At 40.0% G+C, this 17304-nt stretch carries 14 protein-coding genes; 12 read left to right on the top strand and 2 right to left on the bottom strand.

What is annotated here, in order from left to right; translation table 11 throughout:
• Window positions 1-112 precede the first annotated feature (112 nt).
• Together rpmE and ACZ5WS_RS01985 are read left to right on the top strand one after the other, a co-directional pair.
• Window positions 113-328 carry a 50S ribosomal protein L31 gene (gene rpmE, locus ACZ5WS_RS01990; RefSeq protein ID WP_008115018.1) on the top strand — a complete coding sequence of 72 codons (216 nt, stop codon included), beginning with the start codon at window positions 113-115 and terminating at the stop codon, window positions 326-328.
• A 523-nt stretch (window positions 329-851) separates the two neighbouring features.
• Complete coding sequence (locus ACZ5WS_RS01985; RefSeq protein ID WP_008465773.1) at window positions 852-2093, top strand: malic enzyme-like NAD(P)-binding protein; 1242 nt, start codon at window positions 852-854, stop codon at window positions 2091-2093.
• Between the two features lie 72 nt (window positions 2094-2165).
• On the opposite strand, the gene metJ is transcribed toward ACZ5WS_RS01985, so the two are convergent.
• Window positions 2166-2486 carry a met regulon transcriptional regulator MetJ gene (gene metJ / locus ACZ5WS_RS01980; RefSeq protein WP_008115021.1) on the bottom strand — a complete coding sequence of 107 codons (321 nt, stop codon included), beginning with the start codon at window positions 2484-2486 and terminating at the stop codon, window positions 2166-2168.
• A gap of 198 nt (window positions 2487-2684) precedes the next feature.
• On the opposite strand from metJ, the gene metB reads away from it, so the two are divergent.
• Together metB and metL are read left to right on the top strand one after the other, a co-directional pair.
• Entirely contained in the window at window positions 2685-3932 is a 1248-nt protein-coding gene (gene metB / locus ACZ5WS_RS01975; RefSeq protein ID WP_464710341.1) for a cystathionine gamma-synthase, read from the top strand.
• A gap of 49 nt (window positions 3933-3981) precedes the next feature.
• Entirely contained in the window at window positions 3982-6327 is a 2346-nt protein-coding gene (metL, locus tag ACZ5WS_RS01970; protein ID WP_464710339.1) for a bifunctional aspartate kinase/homoserine dehydrogenase II, read from the top strand.
• A 48-nt stretch (window positions 6328-6375) separates the two neighbouring features.
• On the opposite strand, the gene ACZ5WS_RS01965 is transcribed toward metL, so the two are convergent.
• Window positions 6376-8850 (bottom strand): penicillin-binding protein 1A, encoded by a 2475-nt coding sequence (locus ACZ5WS_RS01965; protein ID WP_138607204.1) that lies wholly within the window; start codon window positions 8848-8850, stop codon window positions 6376-6378.
• Between the two features lie 131 nt (window positions 8851-8981).
• Between ACZ5WS_RS01965 and ACZ5WS_RS01960 the strand changes: the two genes are divergently transcribed.
• The 8 genes from ACZ5WS_RS01960 to ACZ5WS_RS01925 all read left to right on the top strand — a co-directional run bounded on the left by ACZ5WS_RS01960 (window position 8982) and on the right by ACZ5WS_RS01925 (window position 17251).
• A complete protein-coding gene (locus ACZ5WS_RS01960; protein ID WP_138607202.1) occupies window positions 8982-10061 on the top strand; it encodes a pilus assembly protein PilM in 1080 nt (359 codons plus the stop codon).
• Window positions 10049-10621 carry a PilN domain-containing protein gene (locus ACZ5WS_RS01955; RefSeq protein ID WP_464710331.1) on the top strand — a complete coding sequence of 191 codons (573 nt, stop codon included), beginning with the start codon at window positions 10049-10051 and terminating at the stop codon, window positions 10619-10621. Before ACZ5WS_RS01960 ends, ACZ5WS_RS01955 begins: the two co-directional genes overlap by 13 nt.
• Window positions 10611-11213, top strand: coding sequence for a type IV pilus inner membrane component PilO (locus ACZ5WS_RS01950; protein WP_138607198.1), 603 nt, complete (start codon window positions 10611-10613; stop codon window positions 11211-11213). The genes ACZ5WS_RS01955 and ACZ5WS_RS01950 overlap by 11 nt, the downstream gene beginning before the upstream one ends.
• Window positions 11213-11749 carry a pilus assembly protein PilP gene (locus tag ACZ5WS_RS01945; RefSeq protein ID WP_171039617.1) on the top strand — a complete coding sequence of 179 codons (537 nt, stop codon included), beginning with the start codon at window positions 11213-11215 and terminating at the stop codon, window positions 11747-11749. The genes ACZ5WS_RS01950 and ACZ5WS_RS01945 overlap by 1 nt, the downstream gene beginning before the upstream one ends.
• Window positions 11736-13826 (top strand): type IV pilus secretin PilQ, encoded by a 2091-nt coding sequence (locus tag ACZ5WS_RS01940; protein WP_138607194.1) that lies wholly within the window; start codon window positions 11736-11738, stop codon window positions 13824-13826. The genes ACZ5WS_RS01945 and ACZ5WS_RS01940 overlap by 14 nt, the downstream gene beginning before the upstream one ends.
• Before the next feature lie 495 nt (window positions 13827-14321).
• A complete protein-coding gene (gene aroK, locus ACZ5WS_RS01935; RefSeq protein ID WP_008466255.1) occupies window positions 14322-14840 on the top strand; it encodes a shikimate kinase AroK in 519 nt (172 codons plus the stop codon).
• A 29-nt stretch (window positions 14841-14869) separates the two neighbouring features.
• On the top strand, window positions 14870-15940 hold the full coding sequence (aroB, locus tag ACZ5WS_RS01930) for a 3-dehydroquinate synthase (RefSeq protein WP_464710323.1): 1071 nt from the start codon (window positions 14870-14872) through the stop codon (window positions 15938-15940).
• Window positions 15941-17251 carry an AAA family ATPase gene (locus ACZ5WS_RS01925; RefSeq protein ID WP_464710319.1) on the top strand — a complete coding sequence of 437 codons (1311 nt, stop codon included), beginning with the start codon at window positions 15941-15943 and terminating at the stop codon, window positions 17249-17251.
• Window positions 17252-17304 lie beyond the last annotated feature (53 nt).

Here is a 17304-nt window from a genome sequence, read left to right as displayed (position 1 = left end):
TTGTGTGCGTGCGGGTTGTTGGATAAAATTCGCGACCAATAAATTTGTTTTAACGACGTATGGTGCCAGACTTCGGGTTTGGAGAGCGATGCGGCCTTAACTAGAGGTTCCTATGAAAGAAGGTATTCACCCTAAGTACGAAGTAATTTCTGCAACTTGTTCATGCGGAAACAAATTCGAAACTCGTTCTACTTTGTGTAAAGACATTCACCTAGACGTATGTTCTGCGTGTCACCCGTTTTACACTGGTAAGCAAAAGATTTTAGACACTGGCGGCCGTGTTGATCGCTTCAACAAGCGCTTCGGTGCACTTAGCAGCAAAAAATAATTTTTTGTTTCTATGTAAAAAAAGCACCTTAGGGTGCTTTTTTTGTGCCTAAAATTCACTTATCCCTCCATTTTATAACAGTTTTGTATTTATTATTTTTGCATAACTATTTCCTGTTCTTATTCCGAATATGCATAAACATTTGCAGACAAAATTGCCAATATTATCTATATTTTTATTTGTTACACTTTAAATATGGTACTTAAATGTAGTTAACGTGAAGTTATTTGTATTTAAAGTTAAACAAAGTTCGGTATTTCACTATTTTAATTTAAGACTGAAAAGAGTATTTCATAAATATTGAATAAGGGTAAAAACGACCTGTAATTTTCATTTTTATGACGAATTTATATTTTAAAAATGTCAGGATAATCTAGGGAAGTTGCTGATAAATCACTTAAAATTAAGAGTTCTAGCATATAACAGGATAGACCTGATATTGCTTGGAATTTAAAAATAATAAAGGTATCGTAGAATAAAACTACCTCTCACTTTAACTTAAATTGCAGGATATAATCGCGTTATGTCAGATTTTCGTGAACAAGCACTACATTACCATGCCCATCCCGTTCCAGGTAAAATCAGTATTGAGCTGACCAAGCCCGCTGAGACGGTTAAAGACCTCGCGCTCGCATATAGCCCAGGTGTTGCAGAACCTGTTCGTGAAATTGCCGCTGATCCAGCAAATGCCTATAAGTATACTGGTAAAGGAAATATGGTTGCGGTTATTACTAACGGCACCGCAATTTTAGGCTTAGGTAATTTAGGCCCACTGGCCTCAAAACCAGTAATGGAAGGCAAGGCATTATTATTTAAACGTTTTGCAGGTCTAGATTCAATTGATATAGAAGTTAAGCACCGCACAACCGAAGACTTTATCAACACGGTTGCGAATATTGCAGACACGTTTGGTGGTATCAACCTAGAAGATATTAAAGCGCCAGAATGTTTTGAGATAGAAAAAGCACTTATAGAACGTTGCAGCATTCCTGTATTTCATGATGACCAACATGGTACGGCAATTGTAACGGCTGCGGGTATGCTAAATGCGCTAGAAGTACAAGGTAAAGCAATTGAAGATGCGATTATCGTGTGTTTAGGTGCCGGCGCTGCAGCTGTTGCCTGTATGGAGCTTTTAATTAAGTGTGGCGCACTGCGTGAACATATTTATATGTTAGACCGTAAAGGCGTTATTCATACACGTCGTGATGACTTAAATGAATATAAGCAATTATTTGCAAACAATACGGATAAACGTACTTTACAGGACGTAATTGAAGATGCCGATGTGTTTGTTGGTGTATCAGGCCCTAATTTATTAGCCGCCGATGATTTGAAGTTAATGGCTGACCGCCCAGTTGTATTTGCATGTTCAAACCCCGATCCTGAAATTGATCCGCAATTAGCACATGCTGCACGCAATGATCTTATTATGGCGACTGGCCGTTCTGATTATCCGAACCAAGTTAACAACGTACTTTGTTTTCCATTTATTTTCCGTGGCGCACTAGATGTACGCGCAAGTGAAATAAACGATGAAATGAAAATAGCTGCTGTAGAGGCAATTCGCAGTATTGCTAAAGAGCCAGTTCCGGCTGAAGTACTGACTGCTGCAGGTATCGATAAACTAGAGTTTGGTGCTAAATATATTATACCAAAACCTATGGATCCGCGCTTATTGCCTCGTATCGCCAAAGCCGTTGCTCAAGCTGCAGTTGATTCGGGTGTGGCACAAATTGATATGCCAGAGAACTACATGGCGTAATTTTAAGTGTGAATTAACGCAAAAAAAACCTCAGCATTTGCTGAGGTTTTTTTATAACACAGATAAAGAAATTTAATCTTCATTTAAAATAGGCACTTCTAGTCCCATTTCTTGCATTATTTTCTTCACCTCTTCAGGTACTTTTTCTGCATTGTCTTTACGTAGATCATCATCATTAGGCAGCGGTTGCCCTGTAAATGCATGCAAAAATGCTTCGCATAAAAGCTCACTATTTGTTGCATGGCGCAAGTTGTTTATTTGACGACGAGTACGTTCGTCAGTTAATACTTTTAATACATTTAGCGGGATCGAAACGGTGATCTTTTTTACTTGTTCGGATTTTTTCCCGTGTTCTGCGTATGGGTGAATATATTCACCATTCCATTTAGCCATAAGATGTATCGTTGCCTCAGATTATAAATTGCTCACACAGCATCAAAGCGTGTAAATATGCGTGAAATTCTATCGGTTTAAAAAAGATAGTCAAATACTAGTTATTTAGCTATCTAGACATTTAAATGTTTTGACATCTTAAACTGCATGCGCTACCTTTTAGACGTCTAAACTTCCAAAATAGTAAAGGTGACGAAAATGAGTAAAAAAAATAAGGCAACAATTGCTGTTCGTAGTGGAATAGAAGCCGACAAACAGCATGGTGCGGTTGTTCCACCGCTTTATTTATCAACAACTTACTCATTTTCTGACTTTGATACCAAACGCCAATATGATTATGGCCGCAGTGGTAATCCTAACCGTGACATTTTGGCTGAGGCGCTCACTGAACTTGAAGGCGGGGCTAAAGGCATTATTACTGCAACGGGTATGGCGGCAGTTCACTTAACAACTCAATTATTAAATAGTAACGATACGTTAATGATTCCTCACGATTGCTATGGGGGCAGTTATCGTTTATTTACTTCACTGGAAAAACGCGGATTGTTAAAGCTAGAAGTGGTCGATTTCACTAAAAGCGAAAGCTTATCGCAAATTCTTGCTATTAAACCTAAGCTGATCTGGATTGAAACACCGAGTAATCCAATTTTACGATTAACTGATATTAAAGCAGTTACCGATATTGCTAAGCAGTGCGGTGCACTCGTTGCTGCCGATAACACATTTTTATCGCCGGCTTTGCAAAATCCGATTAAATTTGGTGCTGATATTGTGGTTCACTCCACTACTAAATATATCAATGGTCATTCAGATGTTGTTGGGGGGGCGGTTATTGCAGCAACCGCTGAGCTTGGTGAAGAACTGGCATGGTGGGCAAATAATATTGGCATTACTGGAGCGCCATTTGATAGCTATTTAACTCTCAGAGGTTTGCGCACGTTAAACGTGCGTTTGAGGCAACACCAAGAAAATGCACTCGCTATTGCACAGTATCTAGAAAACTCCCCGTTTGTTGCTCAGGTTTACTATCCAGGTCTTGAATCACATCCACAACATGCGCTTGCTAAGGCGCAGCAGTTTGGCTTTGGCGCAATGGTTAGTTTTGATATCAAAGGCGATATAAACGATGCTGCAGCGTTTTTAACGCGCTTAAATGAATTTAGTTTGGCGGAATCATTAGGCGGAGTTGAAAGTTTGATTTGTCACCCCGCAACCATGACCCATGCAGGCATGGAGGCGACTGCTCGTGCAGAAGCTGGGGTGGGTGATACGCTTATTCGTATTTCGGTGGGTATTGAAGATGCAAAAGACTTACTTGCTGATTTAGACAGGGTATTTAATTTGGTTCGCCCCGGGCAAGCAGATAATGCTTTAGCTGCAAAAAATGGTGCCAGTGAGTCATTTGGCTCAGCGAAACTAAACGCGGCGCATCCGGCGTTATGGTAGTGCCTACCAATTTTGAAAATATAAAACATGAAGTCGAGTTGGTATTAACATGGTAAATCAGGTTCATAAATTTGGTGGTTCGAGTTTAAGCTCAGCGGATCGCTTTAAAAGTGTCGCAAATATTATTTTAACTCATGCTCAAGCCGGGGATTGTGTGGTGGTATCTGCTGCCGGTAAAACCACCGATACCTTGGTTAAATTGTGGCAAAGCTTCCAACAGCAAGATACCCAAGCGATTGCTGACATTATTTTATTAATAAGTAATCATCAATCTTCGCTAATTGAACAATTGCTTATAGCGGGTGCTAAGCATGAAGCACTCAATATACTTGCCACTGAGCTAAGCATTATTACTCAGCAGGCTAAGCAAAACATATTAACTGAAGCGTGGCTATTAGCTCATGGCGAATTATGGTCTGCAAGGCTATTAAGCGCTTACTTAGGGCAACTTAACGTTAGTGCTTGCGCTCTGGACGCTAGGCAGTTATTCATATTAGACGCAGGGCAGCTACAGCATGCTAATAATCAGCAGCAGTGCTTAAAAGCCATAGATACAAGCAAAATTAATGTCGTTACAGGGTTTATTGCGGCTAATTTACAACATGAAACCGTGACCTTAGGACGTAACGGCAGTGATTACAGTGCTACTTTATTAGCACGATATTGCAATGCTAAAAAAGTGTCTATTTGGACTGACACTCAAGGTGTTTTTAGTACTGATCCGCGTAAGGTAGCTAATGCGATTAAGTATGCGCGGGTGTGCCGCGAACAAGCTAATTTATTGGCTAGATTAGGTAACCCCGTACTACATGCTAAAACATTATCGCCATTAAAAGGGACCGATATAGAGTTAATTGTTCGCAGTAGTTACGATCTTCAAGGCAGCCATACCGAAATAGTTAAATTAGGAATGAGTAAACAAAAGCGCTTTTTAACCACGATTAACAATGTGGATTTACTTACTGTTGATGATTTGAGTGAAGGCGAGGTAGCGCATGTTAGTCAGCTTATTCAGCATAGTTTGCATCACTTTGAACATGCGGGCGAAATTTACTTGGTAGTCCCTGCGTCGGCGACATATCAGGTGGTTAATTATTTTGCTGGCCGCGCCAACATTAGTGAGTCTAACTTAAATGGGGTTGCAATTATTGCATCAGAGCCAGATATAGCGATACTCGGTGAGCAAAGTGCAGCTGTACTTCAAGCGCAATCAATTCACCCTAGGTTTACTCATTTTGGTGACGGTTATACGTTATTATTAACCGATCAAGTGCTTGAGAGTGATGTGCTGAGCTTGTTGCACGATAAATTGATTAATAAAGCGCAAGAAATAGCTTTAATTATTGCAGGGCTTGGTAATGTTGGTGCTGAATTTATGCGCCAACTACCTGCACAAATAGCCCGTTTATCATCAGGTTTTAACATTAAGTTAGTAGCATTACTACGCTCAGAGCAGATGCTGGTTAATGCCAATGGGTTAGACTGTGAGAGCTGGCAACAGCAATGGGAAAACCATGCAAGCCCCTATCAGCAAGCTGATTTGCTGTCATACATTGATACGCTTGAGTATGAACATAAGGTAGTGATTGATATTACCGCCAGTGAATATTTTAGCCAGCTTTATAGCAAATTTGTGGAATTAAATTGTCACTTAATTAGTGCTAATAAATACGCAGGCACAGCTCCGCTGAGCTGGTATCAAGCATTACGTGAAGATTTGGCACAGCGCGGCTTACATTGGCGTTATAATGCCAGTGTGGGAGCCGGATTACCGATTAACTTTGCACTGGCCGATTTGCAAAACAGTGGCGATAAAATAACGCGTATAGAAGGCGTGTTTTCTGGCACGCTGTCATGGTTATGCAGTATGTATGATGGCAGCAAGGCATTTTCAGATTTAGTGCTTGAAGCACAAGCTTTGGGGTTCACCGAACCTGATCCGCGAGAAGATTTATCTGGCCGAGATATGCAACGCAAGTTGCTTATTTTGGCGCGTGAATTAGGTATTGAATTGGAACTTGATGACATTTCTTTATCCGCATTGATGCCCGATGAGCTAAGTGCGGGCAGTTGGGATGACTTTGTTGATAACAAGGCCAGTTTAGATGCGTTTATCAAGCAGCACTTCGAAGCGGCTTTGCAACAAAGTGCTGCACTGTGTTATACCGGATTGCTGGAGTTTAAAAACAGCAAGCTAAACGCTAAGGTAGGAATTGCCTATGTACCAAAAAGCGAAGCGGTTGCTAATTTAACACCTGGCGATAATATTTTTGTGATTAATACTCAGTGGTATAATCAAAACGCATTAGTGATACAAGGCCCCGGTGCGGGTAAAGAAGTGACCGCAGCTGGCGTGCACTCTGACTTATATTGGTTGGTACAAAATATTACCTAGACCATCAAAAAGGCCGCTATTCAGCGGCCTTTTATATATTAGCATTGTTTAAAAGAGCTCTTCTTCGGTTTTAGTGCTTTCTTCAAATACATCATTTGGCTGTGCTAACACATATTTTGTAGGTGCGGTCCCTTTCTCAAAGTACTCAAAACGGCTGGTATAATCGTTTTTATGACTTAACAGCCCCGTTTCTAAGTCAATACGAATAGAAACTAAGCCTTCAGGTGGTTCGATAGGTGCCGCAGGTTTACCATCCAGTGCAACTCTCATAAAATCAACCCATGCAGGCTGAGCTGTTTTAGCACCTGACTCTGCGCCTGATATTTGGCCACTTCCTAAGTTATTGTTATAGGTTGAGCGCCCCAGAGTATTTCCAGGGTTGTCAAAACCAACCCAAACAGAGGTCATCACATCGCGATTAAAGCCGCTAAACCAAGTATCTACAGAATCATTGGTAGTGCCTGTTTTACCTGACAGATCGCGACGTTTTAGCGCTTGTGCACGCCATCCTGTACCACTCCAACCTGTTTTATGAGACCAGCTACCACCCCCCCAAATTGCGCTGTTCATAGCACTGGCAATTAAAAATGCATTTTGTTTAGATATGATCTGCGGCGCGCAGTTTGGTGCTACTTGCTCACTTAGCATTAGCGAGCTAGGCGTTGTTGCTTCATCATCACAAATTACAGTCGGGTTAGTTTTAAATAAGGTGTTGCCCATGGCATCTTGAATTTCAGAGATAAAGTAAGGTTCGATTAAGTGGCCGCCATTGGCAAAAGTACTCATACCACGAGCTAACTCTAGTGGAGTAATAGATGCGCTACCTAAAGCCAGCGATTCACTGCGATTTATATCTTCATCTGCAAAGCCAAATTTAAGTAAATGATCGGCTGTACGTTGCAAGCCAACACCACGTAATAAACGTACCGAAATCACATTTTTTGATTGTGCTAAAGCACGGCGAATGCGAATAGGGCCATTATAAATGGCAGGGCTATTTTTAGGTCGCCATGCGACACCTTGGCTTTTATCCCATTGATTTATAGGAGCATCATTTAAAATTGACGCTAAGGTGTAGCCTTTTTCAAGTGCAGCAGAGTATATAAATGGCTTAATATTAGAGCCAACTTGGCGTTTAGCTTGCACTGCACGGTTATATTGGCTTTGTTCAAAGCTGTAACCGCCTACAATGGCTTTTATACGCCCGTCTTGTGGGTCTAAAGACACAATGGCGCTTGCAGCTTCAGGGATTTGACTCAAAATATAGCTGTTGTCATCATTTTTACGCAGCCATATTTGCATGCCAGGCGTTAATATATCGCTTGCTGTTTCAGGAGCAAAGCTTTGGCGATAACGGGTGATAAACTTACGCGCCCACTTCAGATTATCCCAAGTCAATGTTGTGCGTTCGCCGCTTTTAAGTATTACTTCCGCGCTTCTGTCGGATACATTTAAAACTGCAGCGGCTTTTAGAGGGCCTAGTTCATTGGCCTCTTTCAAAATGTTTAATAACTTAGAATCAGAAGGTGTGGGCTCTGTTTGTGGATCCCATAAAATGGCTTCAGGGCCTCTAAATCCATGGCGCATATCATAGGCATGTAAATTGTTAACCAAAGCCGTTTGTGCCGCCTGTTGAATATTTGACTCAACAGAAGTATACACTTTAAATCCTGAGTTATAGGCTTTATCTATACCGTAGCGCGACACCATTTCAGCACGTACCATTTCTGAAATATATGGTGCATATAAGTCAATTTCAGCCCCATGAAAATAAGCGGTAATTGGTTGGTTCGTGGCTTCATTATACTGCGCTCTAGAAATATACTTTTCATCTAGCATTCGTCCTAACACTACATTTCTTCTGGCTTTGGCTCGCTTTGGGTTACGAATAGGGTTAAGTGCTGAAGGCGCCTTGGGTAAACCGGCAATCATTGCCATTTGCGCAAGAGTAAGCTCTTTTAGCTCTTTACCATAATAAACCTGAGCGGCTGCACCAATACCAAAGGCGCGGTTTCCTAGCTCTATTTTATTTAGATAAAGTTCAAAGATTTCATCTTTTGAAAGTAAATTTTCGATATGGATGGCAATAAATATTTCTTTTACTTTACGAATATAGGCTTTTTCTCGCGTTAAAAAGAAGTTACGAGCCAACTGCATGGTGATTGTACTGGCACCCTGCTTTTTTTCACCGGTAGAAATAAGTACTAGTGCTGAGCGAACAATACCAATTGGGTCGATACCGATATGGTCATAAAAACGGTTATCTTCTGTTGCTAAAAAAGCCTGTAATAAAGGTTCAGGAATTTGATCTATAGTTACAGGGATACGTCTTTTTTCACCAAATTGGTTGATTAAAAGCCCATCTTTGGTAAATACTTGCATAGGCGTTTGTAATTGAACGTTTTTTAAAACTTGCACGCTTGGGATATCGGATTTAACGTAGTAATAAAGGCTGAGCAATGTAATTAGTGCAAGTAATGCACAAATGATCAAAAATTGTAAAGTTCTTTTTAATAAAATCACTGATATTTCCCTAAACGGACTCCCAATTACAGGTTGAGACTGCTAGTATATATTGATTAAAAATTGAATAATATTTTTTAAGATATAAATTATAACTTGTTTATTATTAAAACAAAGGCAAAGTTGCAAACATGCTAAGTCAATTGATAAAAAAACCATCACCTATGATGGTGGGTATTGATATAGGATCGCACTCTATCAAGGCCGTGCTTTTAAGTGAAACAGAAACCGGGCTTCGATTAGAAGCTCTTGCAATTGAACCTATGCCTAAAGGCGCTATGAGCGAGCGCAACATTCAAGACATTGAAGCAATTGGCAATGTGATAACCAAGTTAAAACGAAAGCTTCCAAAGTCACTAAAATTTGCAGCTGTTGCTGTTTCAGGGCAAACAGTGATTACCAAAGTCATTTTCATGGATGTTTCCTTAAGCGACGCTGAATTAGAATCACAGATTGAAATTGAAGCCGATAGCTTGATCCCCTATCCATTAGATGAAGTCAGTTTAGATTTTGAAAAACTCTCTACTAACAGTGCCGACCCGAGCAAAATTAATGTTCTACTTTCTGCAGCGAGAACGGAAAGTGTGGAAGCGAGAGTAGGCGCACTTAGTGCTGCCAACTTAACTGCAAAAGTTGTGGATGTTGAAAGCTATGCATTAAGCCGGGCTATGGATGTTTACTACCAACAGCTACCATCAGACGCGTTTGATAAAACCGTTGCAGTAGTTGATATAGGTGCGGTGCTTACCTTGGTCAGTGTAGTGCAATTTGGTGAAACTATTTACACCCGCGACCAAGTATTTGGTGGTGACCAATATACAAATAGTATTGTTGCTTACTACAACAAAGGCTTTGATGAGGCTGAAATTGGTAAAACAACGGGTGATTTACCGCCTAATTATACATTTGAAGTGTTAGCGCCTTTTCAAACCTCATTATTGCAGCAAGTTCGTCGTGCTGTGCAAATGTTTTTAACAACAACAGGCAAAGAGCAGTTGGACTACATCGTACTGACGGGCGGATCAGCGATGATTAAAGGTGTTGATAGGTTATTAATCGAAGAATTAGGAATACACACGGTTGTTGTTGAACCATTTGATAAAATGGAAATATCACCTAGAGTAGATCGTAATATAATACAGCGCCACCGCACTCAGTTTGCGATTGCAACTGGTTTGGCGTTGAGGAGTTTTTCATCATGCCACATATAAATTTACTACCTTGGCGTGAACTTCAGCGTGAGCAGTCTAAAAAGAAATTTATAACATTGCTGATGGCAGTGGTTATTGTTTGTTTCGTAACCATGTATGCGCTGAGTGCATTTTATAGCGCTCTAAAAGAAGGGCAAATGCTTAAAAATAACTATCTCAGCTCAGAAATTACAATGCTCGATCAGAAAATTCGCGATATACGCGACTTAGACATGAAAAAAGAAAATCTACAACAACGGATGCGTTTAATTGAAGAGCTACAAAGTAGCCGTAATTTAGGTACGCAAATAATGGATGAAGTGGCAAAAATAGTGCCTGCTGGAGTTTATTTAACTAAGCTTGAGCGTAAAGGTAGCCAAATTCATGTGTTAGGTAAAAGTGAGTCTAATAATCGTTTGTCTACTATGCTTCGACAGGTGCAAAGTTCTTATCTTTTAGAGCGCCCGACTATGCAAGGCATTGTTGCAGGCGATCAATCCTCTCGTTTACTCAGCGATTTTAATATGGAGTTCTACGTAAAACCATTTGGTAAAATAGGCGAGGTACCTAATGAACCTTGATTTTAAGTCGCTTACAGAAATAGATTGGAATGAAATAGAGCTCGATAACATAGGTGAGTGGCCTGTTATTGTAAAAACAATATGCGGCGCATTTGTTGCCTGTCTCGTATTGTTTTTTAGCTATAGCTTATTAGTGTCGGATGAAATTGAAAGCTACCATAACGCAGTGGCCAAAGAGATAGAATTACGCACAACCTACCGAACTAAATATGCAGTTGCCAGCAAGCTCGATATTTATCGTGAACAAATGGTTGAGATGGAAGATGAGTTTTCTCAGCTATTAAAACGCCTACCTACCTCAAATGAGACGCCAGGATTATTAGATGACCTTTCCTATGTGGGTACAACCAGCGGCCTAACATTTTTAAAAATTGGTTGGCTACCAGAAGTTGAAAAAGAGTTCTATACCGAGCTACCCATTAAAATTGAAGTAGTAGGCACTTATCATGAGTTCGGTGAATTTGTAGGAAAAGTGGCTCAATTGCCGAGAATAGTAAGTTTGCACGACTTTTCTATTTTATCATCTGGCGAAAAGCAGCTAACATTCAGTGTAGTAGCAAAAACTTATCGTTATGAAGAGGGGGTAAGATGATGAAGCAACTTCCCTTTTTAACTGTCGTAATATTGTTGCTCAGTGGTTGTAATGAAGATACATCTGAGCAAAAAGAGTTTATTGACCAGGTTAAGGCAAACACTACAGCACGTGTTGAAAAAATACCTGAGTTAGTTAAGTTTGAACACTTTGAATATAACGCCAAAGATATACGTAGCCCTTTTGTAGCACCAGAACCAGAAATTATACAAAATAAGCTAACACAAGTTAAAAACTGTCTTCACCCAGATCCAGAGCGTGTCCGTCAGCCTCTGGAGAAGTACCCATTAGATAATTTAGCAATGAAGGGAACGATAGGGTCGAACAGTAATACATGGGCGCTCATTACAGCTGCTGATAACACCTTACACCGAGTATCTATAGGAAGCTATTTAGGCACCTATGATGGAAAAGTAAGCAGTGTTAATAGTGACTATATTGAATTAGTAGAATTAATCCCTGATGGGTCAGGTTGTTGGAAAGAACGTTTGACCAAATTAGAAATGTTAGAGGCGGCAACTAATGGCGCAAATTAATAAGAAAAATGGTACTCCCTATATGCATAAAGATGAGTGTTCGCACCACCGTATTTTAACGACGTTGCTATTTGTATTTTTATTACTAATGATGAAAACGGTCAGTGCAGCTCCTTTACTCTACGACGTTCGATATAACCCATTACTTAAAGGTGAAACCGAATTACAGCTGGTATTTGATGAAGAATTACAGCAACAACCTGATGTACAAGTTTTTAATAATCCGGCACGGATAGAGTTATTATTTAATGCAGTTGAACTAGATGAAGGGTTGGCAAATATTGTTATTAACCAAGCAGGGATAAGTAACATTAGTAGCATGATGACTAGTGCAGGTTTAAAAGTAACCATTAACTTGGAGCGATTAAAAATTTATGAGGCAGAAGTTAATAACAACCTATTTTCAATAAGAATATCTGATAACCCTCTAGCAAAACAAATCGTAACAACCAGTGAAGATGCACCTGCTCGTGCCTCTAATTATATCAATGGCATTCAAGCAATTGATTTTCGCCGCGGTGAAAAAGGTGAAGCAAAAGTACTTGTTTATCTGCAAGATACACAGGCTGCTATCGAGGTTCATGAAAGTGGCGGGAAAATCATTGCAGAGTTTCACCATACCGATATTTTAGATGACTTATTGTATGAATTAGACGTACTCGATTTTGGTACTGTGGTGAGCAGTATAGAAACGTTTAAGGAAGATAATCTGACACGCATTGTAATTGAACCTAATAAAGCTTTTGCTTACACGTATCAGCAAATAGAAAATATTTTTACCTTAACGGTTGAAAAAGACGAGACTCAAAATGGATTCTTAGATGGAGGCAAAGAGTACTTAGGCCGTCCTATGACGCTTAACTTTCAGGATATCTCTGTGCGTGCTGTATTACAGATTATTGCGGGCTACAATGACTTTAACTTGGTAACTAGTGACTCAGTGACTGGCAACATTACCCTTCGCTTAGATGGTGTTCCTTGGGATCAGGCGTTAGACGTAGTACTAAGAATAAAAGGTTTAGACAAACGTATGGATGGCTCTATTTTAATGGTAGCGCCATCTGAAGAGCTTGCTGCCCGTGAAGCAAAAGAGTTAAAAGCAAAGCAACAAGTGGAGGATTTAGAGCCACTATATAGCGAATACATCCGTTTAAATTACGCCAAAGCAGAAGATTTTGCCGACTTACTAAAAACAGATACCAATAGTATTATTACAGCGAGAGGCAGCGTGTCTGTTGATCAGCGAACCAATACGCTACTAATGAAAGACACCGCGAAAAGTATTGAAAGTGTTCGCCGCATGGTCGAAACCTTAGACATCCCCGTCAAACAAGTGGTTATAGAGGCGCGCATGGTAACCGTTCGTGATAATGTAACCGAAGACTTAGGCGTTCGTTGGGGGTTCAGCGATCAGCAAGGTTCTGATGGTGTTTCTGGTACATTAGAAGGTGCTGAAACAATTTCTAATGGGAATATTCCGAGTCTTACAGATCGACTCAATGTTAATTTACCTGTAGCGAATCCATCGGCAAGTATTGGTATGCATATAGCTAAACTAGCCAATGGAACATTAATTGATTTAGAATTAACCGCGCTCGAAGAAGAGAATAAGGGTGAAATTATAGCGAGTCCGCGTATCACTGCTGCTAACCAGCAAAAAGCACGCATTGAGCAAGGTACTGAGATCCCCTATGTTGAATCTGCTTCGAGTGGCGCAACAACCGTAAGCTTTAAAAAAGCAGTGTTGAGTTTAGAGGTGACACCTCATATCACACCAGACAACAAAGTTATTTTAAACTTAATAATTACTCAAGACACCCGTGGTGATACCGTTCAAACAGGAACTGGCCCAGCTGTTGCCATTGATACGCAACAAATTGAGACTCAAGTTCTCGTTGAGAATGGACAAACGGTAGTGTTGGGTGGTATTTTTCAACAGCAAATTATTAATTCGACCAAAAAAGTACCTTTATTGGGCGACCTTCCTTACGTAGGAAGACTATTTAAAAGCACAAGCGAGTTTAATGAAAAGCGCGAACTGCTGATTTTTGTCACACCTAAAATTCAAATAGACTAATTACCTAACCTGAATTCTGCTGAGATAGATTAACTCTTCAGGGCTCAGGTTATTCAAACTATCTAGGCTGAACAAAAAACTAGACGGTTTTGGCATTATTTAGTTATCTTGGTGTGAACACTCCCTGTAAATGTACAATTAGGCAGTATATAATTTTTATTGTGTACTGTACTGCGGATGCATTTTAAGACTGCGTTAATGTTGCTTGTAACTGAGTTTTTTGTGAAATTACTATGCAAAAGCGTTTACCAAGTAACACGTAGTAGCCTTTAATTGCATAAATTTTAACCCTAGAAGATAAATTTGCCTATAATAAGGTGCTTTTTTGTTAACCAATGGGTAATTATTTAGTTTAATTGCTCGTTATATGGCTTTTTATCCTAATTGACTTGAAATACCCGACCGATTACTGAGATAATCCCTTTCTTAATTTTGGGGCCAGGTCGTTAGGCGGGGTTTTATTTCAAATTTTAGAGTTCGTTTGTACTAAAAGATATGGCTGAGAAACGTAATATATTTCTAGTTGGCCCCATGGGGGCTGGCAAAAGCACGATTGGTCGTCACATCGCTGACCAATTACACCTTGAATTTGTTGATTCTGATCAAGAAATCGAACGTCGTACGGGCGCAGATATTGCCTGGGTATTCGATCTTGAAGGTGAAGAAGGCTTTAGACTTCGTGAAGAATCTGTTATTGGCGATTTAACCGAGATGCAAGGTATTGTCCTTGCTACTGGTGGTGGCTCAGTAATGAGTAAAGAAGTTCGAAACAAGCTTTCGGCTCGCGGTATTGTAGTATACCTAGAGACACCGATTGAAAAGCAAGTTGCACGTACGCAACGCGACAAGCGTCGCCCATTACTGCAAACAGAAGAAGCACCTCGTGATGTACTTGAGCGCTTAGCAGAAGAGCGTGAACCATTATATAAAGAAGTAGCTGATTTTGTTGTACGCACTGATGAGCAGAGCGCGAAAGTTGTTGCTAACCAAATAATCGAGAAATTGGATTTTTAAAAGCCAGTATTAAAAAGGACTAACCCAGCATGCTTGAATTAACTGTTAATTTAGACGAGCGAAGTTATCCTATTTATATTGGTCAATCTGCACTTCAAGATACAGGCCGTCTAATCCATCATATTGGTGATTGTCGGCCTATAATCATTACTAATGACACTATTGCACCGCTCTATCTTCAGCAGTTGCTTGACTCATTAGCACAGCTAAACCCACTTCATTTTATTATTCCAGATGGCGAGCAATATAAATCGCTTACCTGGTTTGAAAAAATATCAGCATTCTTACTTGAAAATAATTGCGGTCGTGACACCTGCTTAATTGCATTAGGTGGTGGCGTAGTTGGTGACTTAACTGGTTTTGTTGCTGCCTGTTATCAGCGCGGTGTGCCTTTTATCCAAATTCCTACCACGTTATTATCTCAAGTCGATTCTTCAGTTGGTGGCAAAACAGCAGTAAATCACCCGTTAGGTAAAAATATGATAGGGGCTTTTTATCAACCCCAGGCTGTGTTTATAGATACGCGTTCTTTACATACTTTACCTACCCGAGAGTTTGCTGCAGGCATGGCTGAAGTTATTAAATATGGCCTAATTTACGACACTGAGTTGTTTGCTTTTTTAGAGCGAAATATCGCTCAATTACAACAGTTAGATGAAGCCTGTTTACAGCATATTATTTTTAGATGCTGTGAAATTAAAGCGCTTATCGTTGCACAAGATGAGAAAGAGCAAGGCTTGCGTGCACTATTAAATTTAGGACACACGTTTGCCCATGCAATAGAAGCACAAATGGGGTACGGCGTGTGGTTACATGGTGAAGCTGTAGCGACAGGTATGGTGCTTGCTGCCAAGCTTGCTCATACTCGTAACGATTTAACACAGCAAGACCTAGAGCGTATTGCTACATTAATAGCTGCGTATAATTTACCAATCGATATCCCTAACGATATGACCAGTGAGCAATTTTTACTGCATATGCGCAAAGATAAAAAGAATAAAAAAGGGACTATCCGATTTATTTTACCCACCGAATTTGGTCAATGTGCATTAGTTGATGATGTATCAGATGATCAAGTTAGAGCATTGATCGAGCAATAAATGCAGTCACAAATTTTACCAAGCCGTGCGGCTTTGGTGGATAGAATCGCATTACAATTTGAATATGGTCAAAACTTAATTGTTTTATTAGGCACCTCTGGTCTAGGTAAAAGCTATTTGCTTGAAACCTTCATTACTGATAAATATAACGATTTTAATAAAGCATTTGTGCAAGTCGGTGCCCAGATGACTGATGTGCAGTTAATGACTCAGTTATTAGAGCAAAGTTTTAACGCCCCTTTAATTGATCATAATCTAAGCTTATCGCAAAACTATTATCAATTAGCGAAACAACAACAATGTGGGGCGTGCTTGTGGGTTATTGATGGCGGCAGGCACCTATCCGAAGAGTTAATCGCAGAGCTTGAGCTACTATCAAAAAATGCACCTAATGTGCTTTATATTATGATTGCATCACAGTCTAAACTACCCTTTAAAGATGCAGTAAATATTCATTTAGAACCATTAAATATAGCTGAAAGTAAGCAACTTATGGGGTGGTACTTTACGAACCTACCCTATGACGAAGATCCTGTCTTTCAAACTTTTTTAGTTGAAGCTCATGGTAACCCAAGCCTGTTATTAGCCTGGCAGCCAAGCGAGCAGGTTGCAGATATTGTCGTTAAAGATAAGGTATCTTGGCGATTACAGCTGCTCACATTGTTATTAATAATTATGCTGTTGATTATTGGCCTTGTGTACAAAGCCGATATGACCCAGTGGTGGGAAAATGCTAATCGCCAAATTGATGAGCAAGTGCTATCAACCGCCATTACAACTGAGCAAGCTATTGAAAATAAAGCACAGAAGCGAGTGCCTTTAAGTAGTGAGCCGCCAGCAGCTGTCCTTCAAAAGCCCACCCAAAAAACCAATAACAATGTTCCAGCGATTGTTGGGAGCTTAACGGAATCAACGAATGTTGTTGAACAGGAAAAGCCGGCATCAAAACCCGTTGAAGAAAAGCCGGTTACTAAACCTGCCCAGACAAAGCCGCAAAACCCAATAGTAAAAATACCCAGTAATTGGTACTTACAACAACCTGAGGATAATTTTGTTATTCAGCTCTTAGCTGTAACTCAGCAGCAGGTAGGGAACGAGTTTATTGTTGAACATAAGCTAGAAAATATCACTAATACCTACCAAACTAAACGAAATGGTAAAATGTGGTGGGTAGTAACTACAGGCAGCTTTGTTAGCTTAAATGAGGCAAAACAAGCACTGCAAGTACTTCCTGCTGAGGTTAGAAAAAATAAACCTTTCTATAAAAAAATTAGTAAAATAAAACAAGAAATTGCACGAGTTGATCAGTAAACTCAGTAACTTTAGTGTAAAATCGCGCAACACCGAATTGAAGTAAAGAGCCA

This window comes from Pseudoalteromonas sp. 11L1, from assembly GCF_055397545.1.
The sequence above is the reverse complement of the archived record's forward strand: the minus strand, read 5'-3'. Positions and strand labels throughout refer to the sequence as shown.

Bases quoted from the DNA above. Each gene is read 5' to 3' on its own strand.
- rpmE (WP_008115018.1), top strand. From the start codon at position 113: ATGAAAGAAGGTATTCACCCTAAGTACGAAGTAATTTCTGCAACTTGT.
- ACZ5WS_RS01985 (WP_008465773.1), top strand. From the start codon at position 852: ATGTCAGATTTTCGTGAACAAGCACTACATTACCATGCCCATCCCGTT.
- metJ (WP_008115021.1), bottom strand. From the start codon at position 2,486: ATGGCTAAATGGAATGGTGAATATATTCACCCATACGCAGAACACGGG.
- metB (WP_464710341.1), top strand. From the start codon at position 2,685: ATGAGTAAAAAAAATAAGGCAACAATTGCTGTTCGTAGTGGAATAGAA.
- metL (WP_464710339.1), top strand. From the start codon at position 3,982: ATGGTAAATCAGGTTCATAAATTTGGTGGTTCGAGTTTAAGCTCAGCG.
- ACZ5WS_RS01960 (WP_138607202.1), top strand. From the start codon at position 8,982: ATGCTAAGTCAATTGATAAAAAAACCATCACCTATGATGGTGGGTATT.
- ACZ5WS_RS01955 (WP_464710331.1), top strand. From the start codon at position 10,049: ATGCCACATATAAATTTACTACCTTGGCGTGAACTTCAGCGTGAGCAG.
- ACZ5WS_RS01950 (WP_138607198.1), top strand. From the start codon at position 10,611: ATGAACCTTGATTTTAAGTCGCTTACAGAAATAGATTGGAATGAAATA.
- ACZ5WS_RS01945 (WP_171039617.1), top strand. From the start codon at position 11,213: ATGAAGCAACTTCCCTTTTTAACTGTCGTAATATTGTTGCTCAGTGGT.
- ACZ5WS_RS01940 (WP_138607194.1), top strand. From the start codon at position 11,736: ATGGCGCAAATTAATAAGAAAAATGGTACTCCCTATATGCATAAAGAT.
- aroK (WP_008466255.1), top strand. From the start codon at position 14,322: ATGGCTGAGAAACGTAATATATTTCTAGTTGGCCCCATGGGGGCTGGC.
- aroB (WP_464710323.1), top strand. From the start codon at position 14,870: ATGCTTGAATTAACTGTTAATTTAGACGAGCGAAGTTATCCTATTTAT.
- ACZ5WS_RS01925 (WP_464710319.1), top strand. From the start codon at position 15,941: ATGCAGTCACAAATTTTACCAAGCCGTGCGGCTTTGGTGGATAGAATC.